The organism is Hyphobacterium sp. (assembly GCF_965217055.1).
GTDB lineage: Bacteria > Pseudomonadota > Alphaproteobacteria > Caulobacterales > Maricaulaceae > Hyphobacterium.
Map to the genome: position 1 here is coordinate 2,178,187 of NZ_OZ244227.1, position 20,067 is coordinate 2,198,253.

Sequence of the window (20,067 nt, forward strand, 5' to 3'; positions counted from 1 at the left end):
GAGTCATCATCCATGCGTTGGTCAATTCTTTGTGTCGCAGCGATTCTTGGCGGTTGCAGCACGGCGGAAAGCGTTTTTCGCGACCTGCCGGACAATCCGGGTCCATGCCCGTCCGCGCTGACATTGTATGATGCACACAGGGTGGTGGAACTGACGGGTCAGCCGGCAACCATTCAGAGCATTGGTTTCACGGGTGAAATCAACGGCGTACGTTCGCTTTGCCGGTATTATGATTCGCAGCCGATCATCGCCAATCTGGAAATCGACTTTGGTTTCGGACGCGGTCCTGCGGCGCAGGGTTCGGAGCACACCTACACCTATTTCGTTGCAGTCACGCGGACCGACCGCGTGGTGCTGCACCGCGAGGAATTCCCGATCCGCGTTCGCTTCGACGCGGGCGAGGACCGGATTTACATGACCGAGGAGATCGACAGCATCTCCATTCCACGTGCGTCGGAAACCACATCGGGTTCGAATTTCGAGATCATTGTCGGCTTCGTGCTGACGGACGAACAATTGCAGTGGAACCGCGAGGGCCAGCGCTTCCGTGTGAATGCGGGTCAGCCCGAGGACTAGCACCATGCCCAGCCTTGTCGATCAATTCACCGCGCGCGTCGGCGCGGCGTTTGCGGCCATTGGATTACCGGAAGAGCTGGGACACTGCACGGAATCGGATCGGCCGGATCTCGCGCCGTATCAGTGCAATGGCGCGATGGCGGCCGCCAGGATCGCGAAGAAAGCCCCGCGCGCCGTCGCCGAGGAGATTGTTGCCCAGCTCGAGGGCGATGATCTGTTCGAAAAGATCGAGATTGCCGGACCGGGCTTCCTGAACTTCACACCGACCGTGGCGGTCTATGGCCTGCAAGCCAATACGATCGCCAGCGATGACCGTACCGGCGCCGGTACGGTCGACGTGCCGCGCAAGGTGATGATCGATTTCGGCGGCCCGAATGTCGCCAAACCCATGCATGTGGGGCATCTGCGCTCCTCGGTGATCGGCGACAGCCTGCAGCGCCTGTTGCGGTTCCGCGGCGATACGGTGGTGTCCGATATCCATCTTGGCGACTGGGGCTACCAGATGGGCCTTCTGGTCACCGAACTCCAGGCCGAGCAGCCAGACCTGCCGTATTTCGATGCGGCATTCGAGGGGGATTACCCCGCCGAGCCGCCGGTAACGATCGAGGACTTGTCGCGGCTCTATCCGCAAGCAGCTGCGAAGGCAAAGGAAGACGCGGACCGCGCGGCGGCCGCGCGCAAGGCGACGGCCGAACTCCAGGCCGGGCGGCGCGGTTACCGGGCGCTGCTCCGGCATTTCATCACGGTTTCCATCGCGGCGCTGAAACAGGATTTTGGCGCGCTGGGCGTGCATTTCGACCTGTGGAAAGGCGAAAGCGACGTCAATGACCTGATTCCCGGCCTGGTTCAGGACTTCAAGGATCGCGGCGTGGCCGAGAAGTCGGAGGGCGCCTGGATCGTTCGCACGGCACGCGAGGACGACAAGAAGGAATTGGCGCCGCTGATCCTGGTCAGTTCACAGGGTTCGGCGCTCTACGGCACGACCGACCTGGCGACCATACTCGACCGCAAGACCTCGTTCGGGCCTGACCTGACCCTCTATGTCGTCGATCTGGGGCAGTCGGACCATTTCGAGCAGGTTTTCCGCGCCGCCTACAAGGCCGGGCTGGCTGAAGAAGGCGCGCTGGAACACGTCAAGTTCGGCACGGTCAATGGTCCGGACGGCAAGCGCTTGCGGACACGGGCCGGGGGAACTTTCCGGCTGGCTGACCTGATCAACGAGGCCTATGAGCGGGCGCAGACCCGGCTGCACGAGGCCGGGCTGGGCGATGATCTCGCCGAGGACGAGTTCAACAAGGTTGCGCGCATGGTCGGCAATGCCGCGATCAAGTTCGCGGACCTGCAGAACTTCCGGACGACAAACTACATTTTCGAGCTCGACCGCTTTGTCTCGTTCGAAGGCAAGACCGGCCCCTATCTCCTTTACCAGGCCGTGCGCGTGAAATCGATCATGCGCAAAGCGGCGGACCAGGGCCTCGTGGCGGGTCCGATCGTGGTGGGCCACGATGCGGAAGCGGCACTGGTGCGCCGGCTGGACGGGTTTGATGCAGCGCTCGTACGCGCCTATGAGCAACGGGCGCCGAACCATGTCTGCGAGCATGTCTATTCCCTCGCACAGGCGTTTTCCTCCTTCTATGCGAGCTGTCCGATCCTGCCGGAGAAGGACGAGGCCGTGCGGGCGTCGCGCCTGGCACTGGCGCAGACCACGTTGAAACAGCTCGAACTCGGCTTGTCGCTGATCGGACTGGAAGCACCCGAGAAAATGTAGAGTCGATCGCGATTGACTCTTGTTTTGGGCGCTCTAAACCCTCCTCAACACGTCCCCGCGGGAGAGACCGGCGAATAAAGCCGGCGCCGAAGGCGCAACCGCCCCGGAAACGCTCAGGCCAAAGGACCGCGGGATGACGAAACGCTGGAAAGCGGGCATTGCGAAATGCCCCACCGAAGGAGCAAGCAAGGGAAGAACCCCTTCTTCTTGCGGAATCTCTCAGGTCGATCCGACAGCGGGGGCCGTCCGGTGCGCCGGACATGCCGGATACGGGGCCACGCCATATGACAGATACGCAGCGCACGCCGCTTCATGATCTCCATGTCGAACTGGGTGCCAGGATGGTGCCGTTCGCCGGCTACGATATGCCGCTGCAGTTCGACGGCATCATGGCCGAACACAATCACACGCGCGACGCCGCCGGCCTGTTCGATGTCTCGCATATGGGCCAGGCGCATTATACAGGCGACGAGGCCGCGCTCGAGAAGCTGATCACTGCGGACCTCTCCGTGCTGGCACCGGGCGAACAGAAATATACGCTGCTGCTGAACGATCAGGGCGGCATCATGGACGATCTGATGGTCTCGCGCCCGTTCGGCGATGACGGGCTGTTCCTCGTCGTCAATGCGGCGACGAAAGCAAATGATTTTGCCCATATCGCCGACAAGACCGGTGGCCCGCTGAACGTCATCGAGGATCGCGCGCTGATTGCCTTGCAGGGGCCTGCTGCTGCCGACGTGTTTGGCGCGCTGGTCCCGGGTGCGGCCAAGTTGATTTTTATGCAATGTGCCGTATTCGCGCTCGACAGCACCGAGATCTGGGTGTCGCGCTCCGGATATACCGGCGAGGACGGGTTCGAGATTTCCATTCCCGCCGACCGCGCGGAGGCGATCTCGCGGTTGATCCTGACGGATGAGCGGGTCAGGCCGATCGGACTGGGCGCACGCGACTCGCTGCGCCTCGAGGCCGGGCTTTGCCTTTATGGGCATGACATGGACGAGACCAGGACGCCGGTCGAAGCGACGCTGATGTGGGCGGTTGCGAAGCCGCGCCGCGAACGGCTCGATTTCCCAGGTGCCGAACGGGTCATGAAAATGTTTGCCGACAAGCCCGACCGTAAGCGGGTGGGGTTCACCATGGAAGGCGCGCCCGCCCGGGAAGGCGCGGAGATCGTCAAGGATAGCAAGACGGTCGGTGTCGTCACATCGGGCGGCTTCGGCCCGAGCGTGGGCGGCCCGGTCGGCATGGCCTATATCGATCTCGAATTCGCCGTGCCGGGCACCGAGGTCGAGATCGTGCTGCGGGGCAAGTCACGTCCCGCGAAAATCACGAAGATGCCTTTTGTCGAGCAACGTTATTACCGGGGCTAATCACTGGAAGGGGAGCATGCGATGAGCGTGAAATACACCAAGGACCATGAGTGGGTGAAGATCGAGGGCGAGACCGTAACGGTTGGCATTACCGCCTATGCCGCGGAACAGCTGGGCGATGTGGTTTTCGTGGAATTGCCGGAAATCGGCGCCAGCTTTGACCAGGGCGACGAGATGGCGGTCGTTGAATCGGTCAAGGCCGCTTCGGAAGTCTATGCGCCGGTGTCGGGCGAGGTCACGGCGGTCAATGACGCGCTGGAAGGCGAGCCGCAAAAGGTCAATGAAAGCGCGGACGCCGATGGCTGGTTCGTCAAGTTGAAGCTGTCAGACAAGAGCCAGCTTGACGGGCTCATGGACGAGGCCGCCTACAAGGCACACATCTCCTGATCAAAGGACAAATCGGATGAGATACCTTCCGCTGACGCCGGAGGACCGGCGCGACATGCTGGCGAAGATCGGTGCCAAGTCGATCGACGACTTGTTCACCGACGTCCCGGACGCGGCACGCCTCGACGCACCGGTCGATCTGCCGGCGCACCAGACCGAATTGCAGGTCGAGCGTGCCTTGTCGAAACTGGCGGCGGAGAACACGCCGGCGTCCAGCGTGCCATTCTTCGTCGGCGCCGGGGCCTACAAGCACCATGTGCCGGCGAGTGTGGACCATCTCATCCAGCGTTCCGAATTCCTGACCGCCTACACGCCGTATCAGCCGGAAATCAGCCAGGGCACGCTGCAAACCCTGTTCGAATTCCAGACCCAGGTCGCGCTCATGACCGGCATGGATGTGGCCAATGCCTCCATGTATGACGGCTCGACCGCATGTGGCGAAGCCGTGCTGATGGCGGCGCGGGTGACCAAGCGGAAGAAAGCTGTGCTCGCCGGGTCGCTTCATCCGCACTATTCGGCGACGACTCGGACCACCGCCCGATACATGGATATCGACATCGTCTCGAGTGCGCCGGATCTCGGCGGCCTCGCCGGCATTGCCGACATGATCGACGATGAAACCGCGTGCGTGGTGATCCAGACCCCGGACGTGTTCGGCCGCCTGCATGATCTGACGGAGATCTCGGAGAAGGCGCACCAGCACGGCGCGCTTGTGATCGCCGTCTTCACCGAGCCGGTGTCGCTTGGCCTGGTGAAATCACCCGGTGAAATGGGCGCGGACATTGCTGTGGGCGAAGGCCAGGGGATCGGCGTCGGGCTTAATTTCGGCGGGCCGTATGTCGGCCTGTTTGCCTGCAAGGACGATCGCCGTTTCATCCGCAATTTGCCTGGCCGGCTGGCCGGCGAAACGGTGGATGCCGATGGCCGCCGCGGCTACGTACTGACGCTGTCGACGCGCGAGCAGCACATCCGCCGCGACAAGGCGACTTCGAACATCTGCACCAATTCCGGCTTGTGTGCGCTGGCCTTCACGATCCACATGACGCTGCTGGGCGAAAAGGGCCTGAAAACCCTTGCCCGGATCAATCACGAGACGGCGTGCGATCTCGCCGATCGTCTTGGCGGTATCGAGGGAGTCGAGCTCGTGACCGACTGTTTCTTCAACGAGTTCGCACTGCGTCTGCCGAAACCGGCCGCCGGTGTGCTCGACCAATTGGTCGAGAAAGGCGTGCTGGGCGGCATTGCCGCATCGCGTCTCTATCCGGGCGAGATGGAGGACGTGCTGATTGTCGCCGCGACCGAGACCAATTCCGAAGACGATCTGGCGGCATTCGAGACCGCCCTGCGGGAGGTGTTGTAATGGGCATGAATACGCAAGGCCGGCCGACCCGCATGGAGCACGATATCGATCCGGGCGGATATGAAGACACTTTTTCCGGATCGCGCGGTCTGGAGCAGGCCGAGCCGCTGCTGTTCGAACGTGGCTCGCTGGATGTCAGCGGTGTCGACCTGCCGGATCCATCGGGCCGGGCCGACCGGCTGGGCGGGCTGAAGCGCGACGGCGTCATCGGCCTTCCGGGGCTCTCCGAGCCGGAAACAATGCGCCATTATGTGCGCCTCTCCCGCAAGAATTATGCGATCGATCTCGGGCTTTATCCGCTGGGCTCGTGCACGATGAAGCACAATCCGCGCCTGAACGAGAAGATCGCGCGGCTGCCAGGCTTTGCGGACATTCACCCGCTGCAGCCGGAGCAGACGGTGCAGGGCGCCTACAAGCTGATCGAGGAACTCGCCCGCTGGCTCATGGTGCTGACCAATACGCCGGCCGTGGCGATGAGCCCGAAGGCCGGTGCGCACGGCGAGCTGTGCGGCATGATGGCCATCCGCGCCGCCCTGGATGCGCGCGGCGAGACCCACCGCCGGCGCGTACTGGTGCCGGAATCGGCGCACGGCACAAACCCCGCCACGGCTGTGCAGTGCGGTTTCAAGACCGACGAGATACCGGCTGACGAGACCGGTCGCGTCGACATGGAGGCCTTCAAGGCAAAGCTTGGCGATGATGTCGCCGGCATCATGCTGACCAATCCCAACACGTGCGGCCTGTTCGAGCGCGATATTCGCGAGATCGCCGATCTCATCCACGAGGCTGGCGGGTATTTCTACTGCGACGGCGCGAATTTCAACGCCATCATGGGGCGCGTGCGGCCGGGCGATCTCGGCATCGATGCGATGCACATCAATCTGCACAAGACGTTTTCGACACCGCATGGCGGCGGCGGCCCAGGCTCCGGCCCGACCGTGCTCTCGGACTCGCTGGCGCCATATGCGCCTCTACCCTTCGTGGTGCGGACAAGCGATGGTGCCACGTTGAAGATGGCCGAGCACGAGAACGATCTCGACGGTGGCGACGCCAGCCCGTTCGGCCGGATGACCGCCTTCCATGGCCAGATGGGCATGTTCACGCGGGCGCTGACCTACATGATGAGCCACGGTTCCGACGGACTCCGACAGGCCGCGGAGGACGCCGTTCTTAACGCCAATTACGTGCTGGCCTCGCTGAAGGACATCATGACGCCGGCGTTTGACGGCACCTGCATGCACGAGGCGCTGTTCGACGACCGCTTCCTGAAGGACACCGGTGTGACGACGCTCGATTTCGCCAAGGCGATGATCGATGAAGGCTATCACCCGATGACCATGTACTTCCCGCTGGTGGTGCATGGCGCGATGTTGATCGAGCCGACGGAGACCGAGTCAAAATCTGGGCTCGACCGGTTCTGCGATGTGCTGCGCGGGCTGACCGAGGCGGCAAAGGCCGGGGAAGCGGATCGCTTCAAGGCGGCGCCGGTGCATGCGCCGATGCGGCGTCTCGACGAGACCCGCGCGGCCCGCCAGCCGGTTCTGCGCTGGACACCGCTCGTCGCCGAAGCGGCGGAATGATCAGGACGGTGCCTTGAACAGGCGCCGTCCCCATTTCTTTCCCAGCTGAAGGGTCGGTCGTTCGTAGAACCGGTAGGCCGCCGCCGAGACAATGAGCGGCAGTGCGACCATGGCGATGATCATGATCACGTTGTCTACGGGCCCGGGGCGGGCGAATGGCGCCCAGAGATGGGCGAGAGCCGCGATCACCAATATGTGCGAGAGATAGAGGCTGTACGACCAGTCCCCGACGTGCTGGAGCCAGCGCGTCGGCGTCATTTTTTTCTGCAGCTCCAGCCCGGCCATGCCAAGCACGATGAGCGTGGCACCGGGGCCGAAGGCCAGGACCCGCCCCCAGAATGCCGGGTAGTTTTCCGGCCCGCGCAGGCCCAGTACCCAGGCACCTGCCAGAAACAGGGCAACGCCGATGCCGGCAATCAAAGCCGGCCGGCGATAATGGCCGTGATGAAAAAGCAGGCCGGCAAAGGCACCGGCGATAAATTCGAAAGTGTGCGGGTGGAAAACCAGCTTCAGCCAGGGGTTCGAGTCGGGCCCGATGCCGAACGCCAGCCCGGCAGCGATCCCCGCGGACCAGAGCGCGAGCGCGAGCGGCAGCCGGTTTTGCGGGAGCAACAGGAAGCACGAAAAAATGGCGTAGAAATAGAGTTCGTGGATCAGCGTCCAGGAAACGCCGAGCAACGGGTCCGCACGTTGCGGGATAAGCAGGAAGGATTCGACGAGGCCGGACCGCGACAGCCAGTCGGCCAGCGTACCCTGCGCATAGAAACCGAGCACGGCCAGGGCGGTAAACAGCCAGACCGGTGGATAGACCCGCAGCGCCCGGTGATAGAGGAATTCGAGTGCCGCGCTGCCCTTGCCGAACCGGCCGCGCGTGACGTGCACCATGATGAAGCCGGAAATGACGAAGAACAGGTCAACGCCGGCGACCCCGTGATAAAGCCAGGGCGAGAGCAGCGGGTCCGCTGAAGCGCGAAGCTCGTTCGCCTGGACATGAATGGCGACAACCAGGAGGGCGGCGATCGCGCGCAGGGCCTGGATGTTGGCCAGGCGGATGGCTGTTGATTCGACCGTCACGACTTAAAGACCCGGTGACCGAAGCGGCGCGTGGCGATGAGCATGGGTCGTTCGACCCAATGATAGGTCAGTCCAGCCGCAATGATGCAGCCGGCCACGCCGAGGCTCAACATCGCCAGATTGTCGAGCCAGCCGAGATCCGGGACGACCAGTGTCCAGATTCGCGCGCCCGCCGCGAGAAAAATGAGATGGCCGAGATAAAGCGAGTAGGACCAGTCACCGAGCCGCACGAGGCCAGCAAACACGCCTGTTGGTGTACCGGTTTCGAACTGCAGCACGCCGAGAACAATCAGAAAGACGGGGATACCGAAGACGAAGAAACGGGTCCAGAAAACCGGAAAAGTCTCGACGGATAGCGGGCCCAGCGCGACGGCAGCGGCCAACAGGCCCGATAATCCGGCGGCAATGGCCAGGGCGCCCGCCCATCGCGGCAGGTTCGGGCGCCACAGTGCGAGGGCGGCACCGAGCAGGAATTCGACCGTGAGCGGATTGAATACGATGCTGAACGTTGCCGTCTGGCGGTGAAGGCCGAAAGCGGTCGCCAAAGCAACCACCAAAAGCCAGATGATCAGCGCGAAGGGCAGCCACCGGCGTGGCAGAAAGAGCAGCGCGGTGAAAACGATGTAGAAATACATCTCATGCACCAGCGTCCAGCCCACCGGCAGGATGGGCAGTTCGAACTGCGGCAGCAATAATAGCGATGACACGACCGCATCGGTATGGACCCGCTCCGTACTGGTATCCGGGCCGACGAGGATGGCGACGATCATCAGCGCGGTAAACACCCAATAGGGCGGATAAATCCGGGTCACCCGTTTGTAGAGAAAATAGGCATTGTTGCGCGAACCGGTTTCCAGCGTCCGCGTAACATGCACCATGACGAAACCGGACAGCACAAAAAACAGATCGACACCGGCAAATCCGACCAGCATGACCGATGAGGTCAGTTCTTCACCGAGGAATCGGGTCTCGACCTGCCAGAGATGGCCGATCACGACGCTCAAGGCGGCCAGTCCGCGCAGGACCTGAATCGAATGCAGCTGGCGTGGCGCCATTTGCGGAGACTCCTGCTGCGGGGCTTTGCCGACATTGACGTGAAGCAGTTAAGCTCCATTTCCCCTCAGTGATAAAAGGCGAATCTCACAGAATTTCGCCGTTTTTCACTGCGAATGTGTCATGCATGCCCTATCGCCGCGCTCGCGTGAACTCTAAGTAGCCCCTTCTATCGACGGGATTATATGACGCCGAATGAACAAAACGCTGAATAATATGAGCCGAAACCCGATCGGAGGCGTTTTGGTGACGGTTTTGCGCATGGTTGGCGTTGCCTTGGGTCTTGCCCTGATGGTGTTGTCGCTTCCGCTGGCCATCACCCCGATTCCGCTTGGCATTCCGCTCTTCATTGTCGGCGTTCTCCTGCTGGCCGGCAGTTCGCCGACCGCGCACCGGATCGTGACCGGATATCTCAAGCGGCATCCCGGATTATGGCACCGGGTGAAGCGGGTCTTTGGCGAGAAAGACGAACCGCCGGACGGTGACACCGACAACCGGTCATAAAAAAAGCCCCGCACCGGCGGGGCCTTCTTGATTCCAGGCTCATGAAAACTAGTTCAGGCGACCTTCGAGATCGGCGAGATCATCCTTGATCCGCTTGCTGTGGTCAGCCTTTTTCAGGTTTTCGGCAATCAGCCGTGCGGCTGCGTCAGTCGCGAGATCGGCGGCCATCGCCTTGACCTCGGCCACGGCCTGGGCTTCCGCCTGGGCAATGCGCTGTTCGGCGAGGGCGGTGCGCCGTTCCAGCCGCGCTGCGAGATCGGTCCGAGATTCATGACGCAGATGCTTGGCGTCCGCCTTGGCCTGCTCGATGATGGCCTCGGCTTCGGCTTCCGCCTCGCGTTGCTTGCGCTGGAAGCTGGACAGCAATTCCTGGGCTTCCTCACGCATGCGGCGGGCTTCATCAAGATCGTTCTTGATCTTCGCCGAACGGTCATCGAGCTGCGCGGTGATCATGCCCGGCACTTTGAACCAGACCAGGATGCCGAAGAATATTATCACCCCGAGCATGGCCCAGAATGAGGTATCGGACAGCAGGTAGTCGATCATGGCGTCCTCCTAGTCCTTGTCCATCGCGGCAATGGCCTTGGCGGCATCGCTTTCGCTGACCGACAGGGCGGCGAGCCGGTTGGCGGCTTCGGCAGCGCTGCCTGCGGCAATGGTCCGGACTTCGGCCAGAGCCTTCTCGCGGGCTTCCGCCAGAGCCATTTCGGCTTCCGCGGATTTCGCCGCAATCTCGGCATCGACCTCGGCGGTTTCCTCGGCGATCTCGCGATCGACTTCCGCCTTGGCATCCGCAGCAAGTGAATGAGCCCTTGCCCGCGCATCCGCCAGCGACTTCTCGTAAGCGGCGCGCGTTTCCTCGGCGTCGGTCTTGATCTGCTGGGCCACGTCCAGATCGTCAGCGATCCGGTCACGGCGTTCTTCGATCACGCCGCCAATCCGCGGCAGGATCCAGCGCGACATCAACAGATAGAGTGCCGCAAAGGAAATCATGAGCCAGAAGATCTGGGATGCGAAATAGGTCGGGTCGAAAGGCGGAAAAGTGCCGGCTTCCTCGCCGTGCACTTCGTCGGCCGCCGCGACCGCCAGACTCATCATGGATATGAGCGTCATGGGACGCCTCTTTCCGTTAGCAAAAGCCAGGTCGCCGCGGACTGTATGCCCGCGGCGGATATCAATCGTCGTTGATTAGACGACGAACAGCAGCAGCAGGGCGATGAGCAGCGAGAAGATGCCCAGAGCTTCGGTCACGGCGAAGCCGAAGATCAGCGTGCCGAATTGTTGCTGTGCAGCAGCCGGGTTGCGCATCGCGCCTTGCAGGAACGATCCGAAGATGTTGCCCACACCCATGGCAGCACCGAGCATGCCGAGACATGCCAGGCCAGCGCCGATGTATTTGCCGAGATCAATAAGACCCTGTTCCATTTTGGAGCTCCTTGTAAGCGGTCCGGTTAGAAAGTCTGTGCTTGCCCGTCAGTGTGCCGGGTGAAGCGCGTCATTGAGATAGATGCAGGTCAGGATGGCGAAGACGTAGGCTTGCAGGAAAGCCACCAGGAATTCCAGCGCCGTCAGGCCGATGACCATGAAGAAGGGCAGAATGCCAACGATACCCCATGCGGCGCCGGCGGCCCCGAGCATGACGATGAAACCGGCGAACACCTTCAACAGGATGTGCCCGGCGAGCATGTTGGCGAATAGGCGCACCGAAAGCGAGATCGGGCGCGAGAGGAAAGAGATCACCTCGATCGGCGTCACGATCAGGTAAAGCACCGGCGGCACACCGGCCGGAACGAACAGTTTCAGGAACTTGAAGCCATTCTTGTAGACGCCGAACCCGACGACGATCGCCATCACCAGCATCGACAGCGTCAGCGTGACGATGATGTGGCTGGTGATCGTGAAACTATGATTGTCCAGGCCCGCAATCGGCAGCGGCAGATAGGGGAACATGCCGAACATGTTGCCTGCCAGGATGAAGATGAAGAGCGTGAACACGAAGGGGAAGAAACGCAGTCCCTCATTGCCGGCCGAGGACCGGACCATGTCGGCGACAAATCCATAAAGGATTTCGGCGACCGACTGTCCGCGACCCGGCACAAGCGCGCGCTTGTTCGTGGCCAGCGCCATGAGCAGGGTCACGCTGACCGTTGCCAGCAGCATGAAGAATGCGGAGTTCGTGAAGGCCAGGTTGACGCCCGCGATTTCCAGCGGAGCGACTTCGTGGATTTCAAACTGCTTGATCGGGTTCGTGTCTGCCACGTCCGGCCTCTTACTTCTCGCGCTCGGCGCGTTCGCCCAATTCCTTCGCGGCGCGGACAACGTTCAACGTGCCGGCGCCAAATCCAATCAGTGTTCCGATCAGCAGTCCGAAGGGGAGGCTGCCGAGCGCGAGGTCGAGGAAGTAACCTAGCGCGGCGCCGACCGCCACACCGACGATGAATTCCGTTCCGTATCTCATCCCGATAGCCCACCCGCTTGGGGAAGGGCGATCATATTTGCGATCTTCGACCGATCTGGCATCGAGCTTCGCCTTCAGGCGCTGCTCGAACTCGGCGAGTTGATCGTCGGGATGGCTCCGGTTTGGTTCGTCGCTGTTGGACATCATGATCTGGTCGCCTTCCGGACCCCCGGAAAGCGCGCGCAAGCTAGACAAGGGGGCAGGGCAAGTCAAGCATGCCAGTGCGCATATCAACCTGTTGATTTTATAATGTTATTTCTACTCCGCGGCAATCAGTTGCTCGGCGCGGGCGAGATCGACTGAAACCAGCTGGGAAACCCCGCGTTCTGCCATCGTGACACCGTAGAGCCGGTCCATGCGCGACATGGTCAGCGGATTGTGCGTGATCACAAGGAAGCGGGTCGCCGTCATTCGCCGCATTTCGTCCAGCATCCGGCAGAAGCGATCGACATTGGCGTCGTCGAGCGGCGCGTCGACTTCGTCGAGCACGCAGACCGGGGCCGGGTTCGACAGGAAAACCGCGAATATCAGGGCAGAGGCGGTGAGGGCCTGTTCGCCGCCCGACATCAGGGACATGCGTTCCATCTTCTTGCCGGGCGGGCAGGCGAAAATCTCGAGGCCGGCTTCCAGCGGATCGTCGCTCTCGGTCAGGGCCAGCTCGGCGGAACCGCCTTCGAACAGGGTTTCAAACAGTTTGCGGAAGCTCTGATCGATCCGTTCGAACGCTTCGAGCAGCCGCGCCCGGCCTTCGCGGGACAAGGCGTCGATGCCCTTGCGCAGGCGTTCGATGGCGGCCAGAAGATCGTCGCGCTCGGAGACCAGCTCGTTTCGCTTGGTCTGCAATTCCTCGGCTTCCTGGTCGGCGCGGAGATTGACCGCGCCCATGCGCTCGCGCGATTGGCGCGCGCCGTCCAGCTTCTGTTCCAGGGCATCGAGCTCGAGCGTTTCGAATTTCTCGTCGACGCGCTCGGCGAGCACCATGGCGGTGGCACCTGTCGCTTCCTTCAACCGGGAATCGGTTTCGTCGAGCCGTTCGCGCGCCGCCGCCAGACGTGCCTCGTCCGCCGCCCGCTTCTCGCGGGAGGAAGCGGCTTCGCGCTCGGCGGCGCGGGCCGCCGCATCAGCCTGCTTGGCTTTCGCGTCGGCCGCCAGCGCGGTGTCCCTTGCTTCTGCCGCGACGCGCGAGGCCTGGGACAGGGTCTCGGCGATGTTTGCCAGTTTCTCGCGGATCTCGCCCGGCTTGCGGCGCGCGGTTTCGAGCTGGGCTTCGATCGCGGTCCGGTTCTCCACCAGTTCGTCCAGCCGCGACCGGGCCTCGGTGGCGCGCTTTTGCCAGTCCTCTCGCTCGGCGGACAATTCCGCGATGCGCCGGGCACGGCCTTCGGCCGCACGCGCCAGGTCATCATGCGCCTGGCGCGCGGCATCGAAGGTTTCCCGGGCTGTTTCCGCGTCTTGTTTCGCCGCGTCGAGCTCGCCCTTGAACGCTTCGAGACGGCCATCGTCGCGCAAGGCCGCTTCGGCAGTATTCAGAAGCGCCCGGGCTTCTTCCAGCTCGGATGTCAGCCGGTCGATCTCGGCTGACAGCGCCGCCCGTTTCTCATTGTCGCGCGCGACCTTTTCGCGTGCGGTCGCAGCCCTGGCCTGCGCCGCCCTTGCCGCCTGCTCGGCTTCTGTGGCCTGCCGGCGCGCCTGGGTTTCGAACTCGCGCGCCTGCGCCAACGCCATGGCTGCTTCGTCCAGCGCCTCGGCGGCATCGCGGACCCTGGTTTCGAGTTCGGCAGCTTCCGATTGCGCGGCCTCGAGACGATTACGCTGTTCAAGGCGCGCGGCGGCGGCTGACGGTGCATCGGCCCCCGACACCAGGCCGTCCCAGCGCCAGAGGTCACCCTCGCGGGTCACCAGACGCTGGCCGGGGCTCAGCTTGCCGGCAAGCATGGCTGCATTCGACGCCTCGACAATGCCGATCGATTCAAGCCGGGCGGCAAGCGCGGCCGGCGCTTCTACAAACCGGCTCAAGGGCTCACATCCCTCGGGGAGGGATGCCGCCTTGATCCCCGACTGGGTCCAATGACGTGAGGCGGCCGGATCGAGCGAGGCTTCGACATCGTCACCCAGTGCAGCGCCGAGCGCCTTTTCATAGCCGGACATGGCACGCATCGAATCAAGCGCGCGATCCTCGACCTCGTCCTGTTCAAGCAGGCGGGCGAGCGTTGCGATCTCACGTTCCAGAGCGCCGGCCTCGGCTTTCAGCGCATTCAGCGGGTCAGCGGCTTCGCGTTCGGCGCTTTCCTTGCCCTGACGGATGGTCTCGGCCTCGTCGCGGCCCGTGCGGGCCGCCTCTGCAGCTTCTTCGGCGGTTTCTGCGGCGCGAATGATATCGGTGAGCTCGGCTTCGTCGCCGCTTCCCAGCAAGGCGAAGGACTGGTTAGCGCGATCGCGCTCGAGTGAGAGGCGCGACACACGTTGCTCGGCCTGTGTCTTGTTGCGGGTGGCGGCATCGCGTTCGGCGCGTATTTCGGCGAAGCGCGCCGCCGCCGCGTCAAAATCCTGCCGCTTCGCGTCAAGCACAACCGCCGCTTCGTCGCGCTCGACGAGCGCCGCGGCCATGGCTTCAGCTTCACCGCCGGCTTCGGATTCCAGTCCGCAAATCGCCTTTCGGATGCGCTCCATGGCGGCTTCGGCGTCTTCGCCAATCAGGCTCTCGCGTTCGATCTGGGCGGCCAGGTCCCGCAGTCTTTGCTCCAGCGCTTCGACCTGGCGCTCGGCGTCCGCGGCATCGCGATCCAGCGTGTCGCGTTCGCGTTCGACGCGGCGGAGCGCGGCGCTCGCCTCGGCTTCGACCTGGCGCGCGGGCTCCAGCGCGGCGGCAAGCTGTTCCGAAGCGACGCTCGCGGCTGCTGCAGCTTCGGCAGCCTCTCCGGCGATCGCATCCGAGCATTCAAGTGCGTCCGCAGCGCGATCAACGGCAGCCTCGGCTTCCTTCCAGCGGCGCAGCCAGAGCGCGGCTTCGAGCCCGCGTATATCGCCGGACAGCTTGCGGTAACGCGCGGCCTGCCGTGATTGGCGTTCGAGTTCGCCCTGCCGCGATTCGAGCTCGTCGATGATGTCCTGCAGGCGATCGAGATTGGTTTCCGCAGCGCGAAGCCGCAGCTCGCTTTCATGGCGCCGGGCGCGCAGCCCGGACACGCCGGCGGCTTCCTCGAGCACACGGCGCCGGTTTTCCGGCTTGGCGTTGATCAATTCGCTGATCTGTCCCTGGCGCACGAGCGCCGGCGAGTTCGCGCCGGTTCCGGCGTCGGCAAACAGCAGCTGAACATCCTTGGCGCGGACTTCCTCGCCATTCACCTTGTAGGTCGAGCCGGCTCCGCGAACGATGCGGCGCACCACCTCGATAATGGTGTTTTCGTTGAAGCGTGCCGGCGCCGACCGGTCGTCATTCGAGATGACGAGCCTGACCTCGGCATGCTCCCGCGAAGGGCGGCTGTCCGTGCCGGCAAAGATCACATCTTCCATGCCGGAACCGCGCAGCGACTTGGCCGATGTCGCACCCATCACCCAGCGCAGGGCTTCGAGCAGGTTGGACTTGCCGCAGCCATTGGGGCCGATAACGCCCGTCAGGCCGGGTTCGATCGAGAGTTCGGTCGAATCCACGAAGGACTTGAATCCCGTCAGCCTGAGAGAGTTGAACTCCACGCAGTCCCCGTTGCTTTATGAACGGACCTACGCCGTCCGGCTGCCGCCCCGAATCACCCTATTCGCCGGTGCCTTCACCGTGCTCATAGGCGAGATACAAGATGATTCGCCGGAACATGTCTGCATCATGGGTCGATGGCACGAGTTCTCCGTCGAACTCGAGTGGATCGCCATCCACATGATATACATAGGCTAATCCGTCCGGAGTCGGATCAGTTGTCAGCAGAAAATTGTTGATAAAGAAGGCCGGTGTGCCGCCTGCACCATCCTCGACGGACCGTGTGTGACGCGCCATCATGCGCTCTTGCACGGCGGTGTCCGCGAGACAGGCGTCGACATCTTCGCTGGTCAGGCCAAGCGCCTCACCAACCCGATAATAGACGGGGGCCGGACTTTGTTGTTCCTGGACCAGTCCGAAAACCTCCTGCTGGGTTTCGAACAGGAGATGGAGCGCGTTGAAATACTGGTCGTCCGGCGCGCAGTCGGCGATCATGAATCCGATGGCGGCGAGCTGCGGCTGCCCGGTCAGCATTTCGCGATAGATGAAGCGCATTTCGCCGGTCGAGATGAATTCATCCTGCACCATCGGCCAGATGCTTTCATACCAGGACCGGCAATGCGGGCAGGCAACAGATGCGTATTCGACCATGCGGATCGCAGCATCAGGATCGCCGACGGCGCGATCGTCCGGACGTTCCTCTCCGGGGTGGGCGTCCTGAGCGGCCGCTGACCCGATGATTGCGGCCGTCAGCCCAAGGACGCAGATCCATTGCTTGAAAATCATTCGCTTTCGCTTTCCTCAGCGCCGACTTCCGCGCCAGATTGCGCGACAAAATGGTCAAGAATGCGAATGAAGGTCGCTTCATCGACGGTTGCCGGCACCAGTTCGTCATTGATGCGAAGCGGCGCTTCATTCCAGTAATAGACCAGCTGGCTGCCATTGCGGTCGGCATCCAGAACGTGACCGTTGATGATGAAGCGCGGCGTGCCGTCAATACCGTCGGCGATCGCCTGTTCATGGGCGTCGGCAACATCGCGCCGAAGCTCGGCATCGGTAATGCACGCATTGAATTCGTCGCGCGACAGTCCGACCGTCTGCGCGATGTTCCAGAATTCGCTGCGCGTGCCGTTGGGACTCTGCGCGGCCTGGAAGATGGCTTGCTGCTGTTCGAAAAGCAGGTCGATGACATCGAAATAGCGGTCATCCGGCGCGCATCGGGCGAGCATGAAGCCGGCCTGTGCCAGGCTAGGCGCACCGGTCAGCATTTCGCGGAAAACGAATCGTACTTGCCCCGTCTCGATGTAGCGTTCCTCGATAGTCGGAAACACGTCTTCGTGGAATTCCGCGCAATGCGGACAGGAGGTCGAGGCGTATTCGATCACCGTCACCGGTGCGTTCGAAGATCCGATGGCCCGGTCGCCTTCGCGCTCGAACTGGGTGCCGCCGCCTGATCCCGACGAAGAGCCGCCGCCGCAGGCAGCCAGAAAGAAAGCCGATGCGACCGCTGATGCGGTCAATGTCCGACGCGTGATATTCATGATGTTATTCTCCCCGTTCGCGGCGCTGGCGCGCCCGATCGAAACGATCCAGCGCGGAAGATAGACGCGCATCGGGATCAATCTCCACCTTTTCGTGCACGTCACCCGGCAGTTCGCGGCTCACGTCTGCGTGAGAGCGGCGTAGTTTTGCGGGATCGCCCTGGCGAATGCGCAGCCGGACCGGTGCTGCGCGGCCGGCGATCGGCTTCAACCGCTCGAGAATGCGTGGCGCGTCAGCCTCGATGAGGGTTCCGGCCGGCCCCTTGGCGACAATGTAGAGCGTGTCGCCGCGAATGGTGTCGGGCGCCGACCAGCCCGCCAGCCGGTCACCGACGATTTCGGCCCAGTGTTCGGCGAGCCTGTCGGTGCCGGGGCCGAAACGTTCCGAGAGCGGTTTAAGGATTCTCGCGGCCGCCCGCCCGGCTGGCGGAGCCCCCTTGATCGCGGCACGGCCGCGGTGATCGCGCAGATAGCGGGCGGCGAGGGTTTCCAGCGTGGGCGGCAATTTGGAGGCCATGACAATCATCGTTGCCTGCCTGCGATTACAAGACAAGTTACGGGGTCATGACGCGTGAGCCCGACCTTCCGATTCCCGAAATGCGTTCGGCGCTGCTGGACTGGTATGATGCCGAAGGCCGCAGCCTTCCGTGGCGAATCCGGCCGGAAGACCGATCCGACGGCAAGGTGGCCGATCCTTATGCGGTCTGGCTTTCCGAAATCATGCTGCAACAGACCACCGTACCGCATGCGACGCCCTATTATTACAAATTCCTCGAAACCTGGCCGACGGTGCATGATCTCGCCGATGCCGACGAGGATGCGGTGTTCGCGGCATGGGCCGGGCTGGGATACTATGCGCGGGCGCGCAATCTGATGGCCTGCGCCCGGGCTATTTCCCAGGCCGGCGGCGGATTTCCGAAGGATGAGAAGGCCTTGCTCGCCCTTCCCGGCATCGGACCGTATACCGCGGCCGCGATCCGGGCCGCAGCGTTCGATCTGCCGGCCAGCGTCGTCGACGGCAATGTCGAGCGGGTGATCACACGGTTACGGGCCCTGCCTCTGCCGGTGAAAAACAGCAAGTCCGAGATTCGCAGATTGGCTGCGGCACTCGCCGACCCCGTTCGGCCCGGCGACTATGCCCAGGCGATCATGGATCTGGGCGCGACCGTGTGCACGCCGCGCAAGCCGGCCTGCCAGACCTGTCCGTGGTCCAGTTGGTGCGTGGCGCACCGTGATGGCCGGGAGGAGGCCTTCCCGGTCAAGGCGCCGAAAGTTGCCAGGCCGCACCGTCATGCGATCGGTTTCGCGGTGTTTCGGGATGAGCGCATCTGGCTCCGGAAGCGGCCGGCGAAGGGCTTGTTGGGCGGAATGCTGGAAGTGCCCTCGACCGAATGGCGCACTGCGCCCTGGACTGATGAGGCTGCCAAGGCCGAAGCACCGCTTGAAACCGCCTGGCAGGACAAAGCCTTGATCGGCCATGTCTTTACGCACTTTTCGCTGGAGATGGCGATGTGGCGCGCCGAGGCGCCACCCGGTTGGCAGCCGGAGGCGGGCAGCTTCTATCCTGTCAGCGAGATCGGCGAACTGGCATTGCCAAGCGTGATGAAGAAGGCGGTGCTGGCCAGTCTCTAGGCTTCCATGGCGGCACGGATTTCGGCCCGCAGCGTATCGATCGGCGTCAGCGCGCCCTTCTTGCGGATGTGCCAGAAAGTCCAGCCATTGCAGGACGGGGCGTTCTGAATCTCAGCGCCCACCTTGTGGATCGATCCTTCGATACGTCCCGCGATGATGGAGCCATCGGCGCGGACGCGCGCCGTGCGCTTGCCCTTGGCGTCGTAGAGCATGTCTCCCGGCTTCACCATTCCGTTCTCGACAAGATTGCCGAAGGGTACGCGCGGTTCGGCGCGTTTCGACTTGGTGACGGCGAGCGACTGGTCGGCGGCGGGCCGAATGGCAGCCAGCCTTTCGGTGGCGACCTTCACATAATCGTCCTCGCGCTCGATACCGATATAATTGCGGCCGAGGCGTTTCGCGGCGGCGCCTGTTGTGCCGGTGCCGAAGAAGGGGTCGAGCACGATGTCGCCGGGATCCGACGTCGCCAGCAGGACGCGGTGCAGAAGCGATTCCGGTTTCTGGGTGGGGTGCGCCTTCTTGCCGTCACTCGCCTTGATGCGTTCGGCGCCCGAGCAGATCGGCAGCACCCAGTCGGAGCGCATCTGAACGCCGTCATTGAGCGCTTTCATGGCGGCATAGTTGAAGGTCGGCTTGGCCTCCTTCGTCTTGGCCGCCCAGATCAGGGTCTCGTGCGCATTGGTGAATCGCGTGCCCTTGAAGTTCGGCATCGGGTTGGACTTGCGCCAGATCACATCATTCATGATCCAGAAGCCCATGTCCTGGAGGAAGGCGCCGAGCCGGAATATGTTGTGATAGGCGCCCATCACCCAGATTGCGCCGTTCGGCTTCAGGATGCGGCGGGCCTCTTCCATCCAGGCGCAGGAGAAAAGGTCGTAATCGTCGTGATTGCCGATCTGGTCCCATTCGGCATCAACGGCAGAAACCTTTGAATTGTCAGGGCGATGGAGGTCACCACCGAGCTGGAGATTGTAGGGCGGATCGGCGAAGACGAGATCGACGCACTCATCCGGCAGTGCGCGCATGATTTCCACGCACTCGCCTTGCAAGATCTGGTTGACCGGCAGCTTGTC

20 protein-coding genes and 1 riboswitch are annotated in these 20,067 nt (G+C 62.9%); of the genes, 8 read left to right on the forward strand and 12 right to left on the reverse strand.

Going from position 1 to position 20,067, the window contains the following annotated elements; genetic code table 11:
• The first annotated feature begins 12 nt into the window (after positions 1–12).
• From ACOOFN_RS10785 to gcvPB, 6 genes are all read left to right on the forward strand, one after another.
• Positions 13–576 (forward strand): hypothetical protein, encoded by a 564-nt coding sequence (locus ACOOFN_RS10785; RefSeq protein WP_420431321.1) that lies wholly within the window; start codon positions 13–15, stop codon positions 574–576.
• A 4-nt stretch (positions 577–580) separates the two neighbouring features.
• Positions 581–2,344: an arginine--tRNA ligase gene (argS, locus tag ACOOFN_RS10790; RefSeq protein WP_420431323.1), complete on the forward strand. Its 1,764-nt coding sequence runs from the start codon at positions 581–583 to the stop codon at positions 2,342–2,344.
• A 48-nt stretch (positions 2,345–2,392) separates the two neighbouring features.
• Positions 2,393–2,483, forward strand: a riboswitch (glycine riboswitch).
• A gap of 145 nt (positions 2,484–2,628) precedes the next feature.
• The gene (gcvT, locus tag ACOOFN_RS10795) at positions 2,629–3,714 is read left to right on the forward strand and encodes a glycine cleavage system aminomethyltransferase GcvT (protein WP_420431325.1); all 1,086 of its coding nucleotides are present in this window, start codon (positions 2,629–2,631) and stop codon (positions 3,712–3,714) included.
• Between the two features lie 21 nt (positions 3,715–3,735).
• On the forward strand, positions 3,736–4,101 hold the full coding sequence (gene gcvH / locus ACOOFN_RS10800; RefSeq protein WP_420431327.1) for a glycine cleavage system protein GcvH: 366 nt from the start codon (positions 3,736–3,738) through the stop codon (positions 4,099–4,101).
• Positions 4,102–4,117: 16 nt separating this feature from the next.
• Entirely contained in the window at positions 4,118–5,461 is a 1,344-nt protein-coding gene (gene gcvPA / locus ACOOFN_RS10805) for an aminomethyl-transferring glycine dehydrogenase subunit GcvPA (protein ID WP_420431329.1), read from the forward strand.
• Complete coding sequence (gcvPB, locus tag ACOOFN_RS10810) at positions 5,461–7,041, forward strand: aminomethyl-transferring glycine dehydrogenase subunit GcvPB (RefSeq protein ID WP_420431331.1); 1,581 nt, start codon at positions 5,461–5,463, stop codon at positions 7,039–7,041. Before gcvPA ends, gcvPB begins: the two co-directional genes overlap by 1 nt.
• Here gcvPB and ACOOFN_RS10815 read toward each other — a convergent pair whose 3' ends face one another.
• Together ACOOFN_RS10815 and ACOOFN_RS10820 are read right to left on the reverse strand one after the other, a co-directional pair.
• Positions 7,042–8,115 (reverse strand): acyltransferase family protein, encoded by a 1,074-nt coding sequence (locus tag ACOOFN_RS10815; RefSeq protein WP_420431333.1) that lies wholly within the window; start codon positions 8,113–8,115, stop codon positions 7,042–7,044.
• Positions 8,112–9,170 carry an acyltransferase family protein gene (locus ACOOFN_RS10820; RefSeq protein ID WP_420431335.1) on the reverse strand — a complete coding sequence of 353 codons (1,059 nt, stop codon included), beginning with the start codon at positions 9,168–9,170 and terminating at the stop codon, positions 8,112–8,114. Before ACOOFN_RS10820 ends, ACOOFN_RS10815 begins: the two co-directional genes overlap by 4 nt.
• 193 nt (positions 9,171–9,363) lie before the next feature.
• On the opposite strand from ACOOFN_RS10820, the gene ACOOFN_RS10825 reads away from it, so the two are divergent.
• Positions 9,364–9,672: a hypothetical protein gene (locus ACOOFN_RS10825; RefSeq protein WP_420431337.1), complete on the forward strand. Its 309-nt coding sequence runs from the start codon at positions 9,364–9,366 to the stop codon at positions 9,670–9,672.
• 48 nt (positions 9,673–9,720) lie between these two features.
• On the opposite strand, the gene ACOOFN_RS10830 is transcribed toward ACOOFN_RS10825, so the two are convergent.
• The 9 genes from ACOOFN_RS10830 to ACOOFN_RS10870 form a co-directional block, all read right to left on the reverse strand.
• Positions 9,721–10,218 carry a F0F1 ATP synthase subunit B gene (locus tag ACOOFN_RS10830; RefSeq protein WP_420431339.1) on the reverse strand — a complete coding sequence of 166 codons (498 nt, stop codon included), beginning with the start codon at positions 10,216–10,218 and terminating at the stop codon, positions 9,721–9,723.
• A 9-nt stretch (positions 10,219–10,227) separates the two neighbouring features.
• Positions 10,228–10,785: a F0F1 ATP synthase subunit B' gene (locus ACOOFN_RS10835; RefSeq protein ID WP_420431341.1), complete on the reverse strand. Its 558-nt coding sequence runs from the start codon at positions 10,783–10,785 to the stop codon at positions 10,228–10,230.
• A gap of 75 nt (positions 10,786–10,860) precedes the next feature.
• Entirely contained in the window at positions 10,861–11,097 is a 237-nt protein-coding gene (locus ACOOFN_RS10840) for a F0F1 ATP synthase subunit C (protein ID WP_109260931.1), read from the reverse strand.
• A 48-nt stretch (positions 11,098–11,145) separates the two neighbouring features.
• Positions 11,146–11,931, reverse strand: a complete 786-nt coding sequence (locus ACOOFN_RS10845) for a F0F1 ATP synthase subunit A (protein WP_420431343.1) — start codon at positions 11,929–11,931, stop codon at positions 11,146–11,148.
• 10 nt (positions 11,932–11,941) lie between these two features.
• On the reverse strand, positions 11,942–12,277 hold the full coding sequence (locus ACOOFN_RS10850) for an AtpZ/AtpI family protein (RefSeq protein WP_420431345.1): 336 nt from the start codon (positions 12,275–12,277) through the stop codon (positions 11,942–11,944).
• A gap of 111 nt (positions 12,278–12,388) precedes the next feature.
• Complete coding sequence (gene smc, locus ACOOFN_RS10855) at positions 12,389–15,823, reverse strand: chromosome segregation protein SMC (RefSeq protein ID WP_420431347.1); 3,435 nt, start codon at positions 15,821–15,823, stop codon at positions 12,389–12,391.
• A gap of 58 nt (positions 15,824–15,881) precedes the next feature.
• Entirely contained in the window at positions 15,882–16,607 is a 726-nt protein-coding gene (locus tag ACOOFN_RS10860; protein ID WP_420431349.1) for a thioredoxin domain-containing protein, read from the reverse strand.
• Positions 16,604–17,362 carry a DsbA family protein gene (locus ACOOFN_RS10865; protein WP_420431351.1) on the reverse strand — a complete coding sequence of 253 codons (759 nt, stop codon included), beginning with the start codon at positions 17,360–17,362 and terminating at the stop codon, positions 16,604–16,606. The genes ACOOFN_RS10860 and ACOOFN_RS10865 overlap by 4 nt, the downstream gene beginning before the upstream one ends.
• A gap of 4 nt (positions 17,363–17,366) precedes the next feature.
• The gene (locus ACOOFN_RS10870; protein WP_420431353.1) at positions 17,367–17,879 is read right to left on the reverse strand and encodes a DciA family protein; all 513 of its coding nucleotides are present in this window, start codon (positions 17,877–17,879) and stop codon (positions 17,367–17,369) included.
• Positions 17,880–17,926: 47 nt separating this feature from the next.
• Between ACOOFN_RS10870 and mutY the strand changes: the two genes are divergently transcribed.
• Positions 17,927–18,994: an A/G-specific adenine glycosylase gene (gene mutY, locus ACOOFN_RS10875; protein WP_420431355.1), complete on the forward strand. Its 1,068-nt coding sequence runs from the start codon at positions 17,927–17,929 to the stop codon at positions 18,992–18,994.
• On the opposite strand, the gene ACOOFN_RS10880 is transcribed toward mutY, so the two are convergent.
• Positions 18,991–20,019: a site-specific DNA-methyltransferase gene (locus ACOOFN_RS10880; protein WP_420435065.1), complete on the reverse strand. Its 1,029-nt coding sequence runs from the start codon at positions 20,017–20,019 to the stop codon at positions 18,991–18,993. The two genes, mutY and ACOOFN_RS10880, sit on opposite strands and share 4 nt — an antisense overlap.
• Positions 20,020–20,067 lie beyond the last annotated feature (48 nt).

Coding starts and splice junctions, on each gene's coding strand:
- ACOOFN_RS10785 (WP_420431321.1), top strand. CDS start 13: ATGCGTTGGTCAATTCTTTGTGTCGCAGCGATTCTTGGCGGTTGCAGC.
- argS (WP_420431323.1), top strand. CDS start 581: ATGCCCAGCCTTGTCGATCAATTCACCGCGCGCGTCGGCGCGGCGTTT.
- gcvT (WP_420431325.1), top strand. CDS start 2,629: ATGACAGATACGCAGCGCACGCCGCTTCATGATCTCCATGTCGAACTG.
- gcvH (WP_420431327.1), top strand. CDS start 3,736: ATGAGCGTGAAATACACCAAGGACCATGAGTGGGTGAAGATCGAGGGC.
- gcvPA (WP_420431329.1), top strand. CDS start 4,118: ATGAGATACCTTCCGCTGACGCCGGAGGACCGGCGCGACATGCTGGCG.
- gcvPB (WP_420431331.1), top strand. CDS start 5,461: ATGGGCATGAATACGCAAGGCCGGCCGACCCGCATGGAGCACGATATC.
- ACOOFN_RS10820 (WP_420431335.1), bottom strand. CDS start 9,170: ATGGCGCCACGCCAGCTGCATTCGATTCAGGTCCTGCGCGGACTGGCC.
- ACOOFN_RS10825 (WP_420431337.1), top strand. CDS start 9,364: ATGAACAAAACGCTGAATAATATGAGCCGAAACCCGATCGGAGGCGTT.
- ACOOFN_RS10830 (WP_420431339.1), bottom strand. CDS start 10,218: ATGATCGACTACCTGCTGTCCGATACCTCATTCTGGGCCATGCTCGGG.
- ACOOFN_RS10835 (WP_420431341.1), bottom strand. CDS start 10,785: ATGACGCTCATATCCATGATGAGTCTGGCGGTCGCGGCGGCCGACGAA.
- ACOOFN_RS10840 (WP_109260931.1), bottom strand. CDS start 11,097: ATGGAACAGGGTCTTATTGATCTCGGCAAATACATCGGCGCTGGCCTG.
- ACOOFN_RS10850 (WP_420431345.1), bottom strand. CDS start 12,277: ATGATGTCCAACAGCGACGAACCAAACCGGAGCCATCCCGACGATCAA.
- ACOOFN_RS10860 (WP_420431349.1), bottom strand. CDS start 16,607: ATGATTTTCAAGCAATGGATCTGCGTCCTTGGGCTGACGGCCGCAATC.
- ACOOFN_RS10865 (WP_420431351.1), bottom strand. CDS start 17,362: ATGAATATCACGCGTCGGACATTGACCGCATCAGCGGTCGCATCGGCT.
- ACOOFN_RS10870 (WP_420431353.1), bottom strand. CDS start 17,879: ATGGCCTCCAAATTGCCGCCCACGCTGGAAACCCTCGCCGCCCGCTAT.
- mutY (WP_420431355.1), top strand. CDS start 17,927: ATGACGCGTGAGCCCGACCTTCCGATTCCCGAAATGCGTTCGGCGCTG.
- ACOOFN_RS10880 (WP_420435065.1), bottom strand. CDS start 20,019: ATGCGCGCACTGCCGGATGAGTGCGTCGATCTCGTCTTCGCCGATCCG.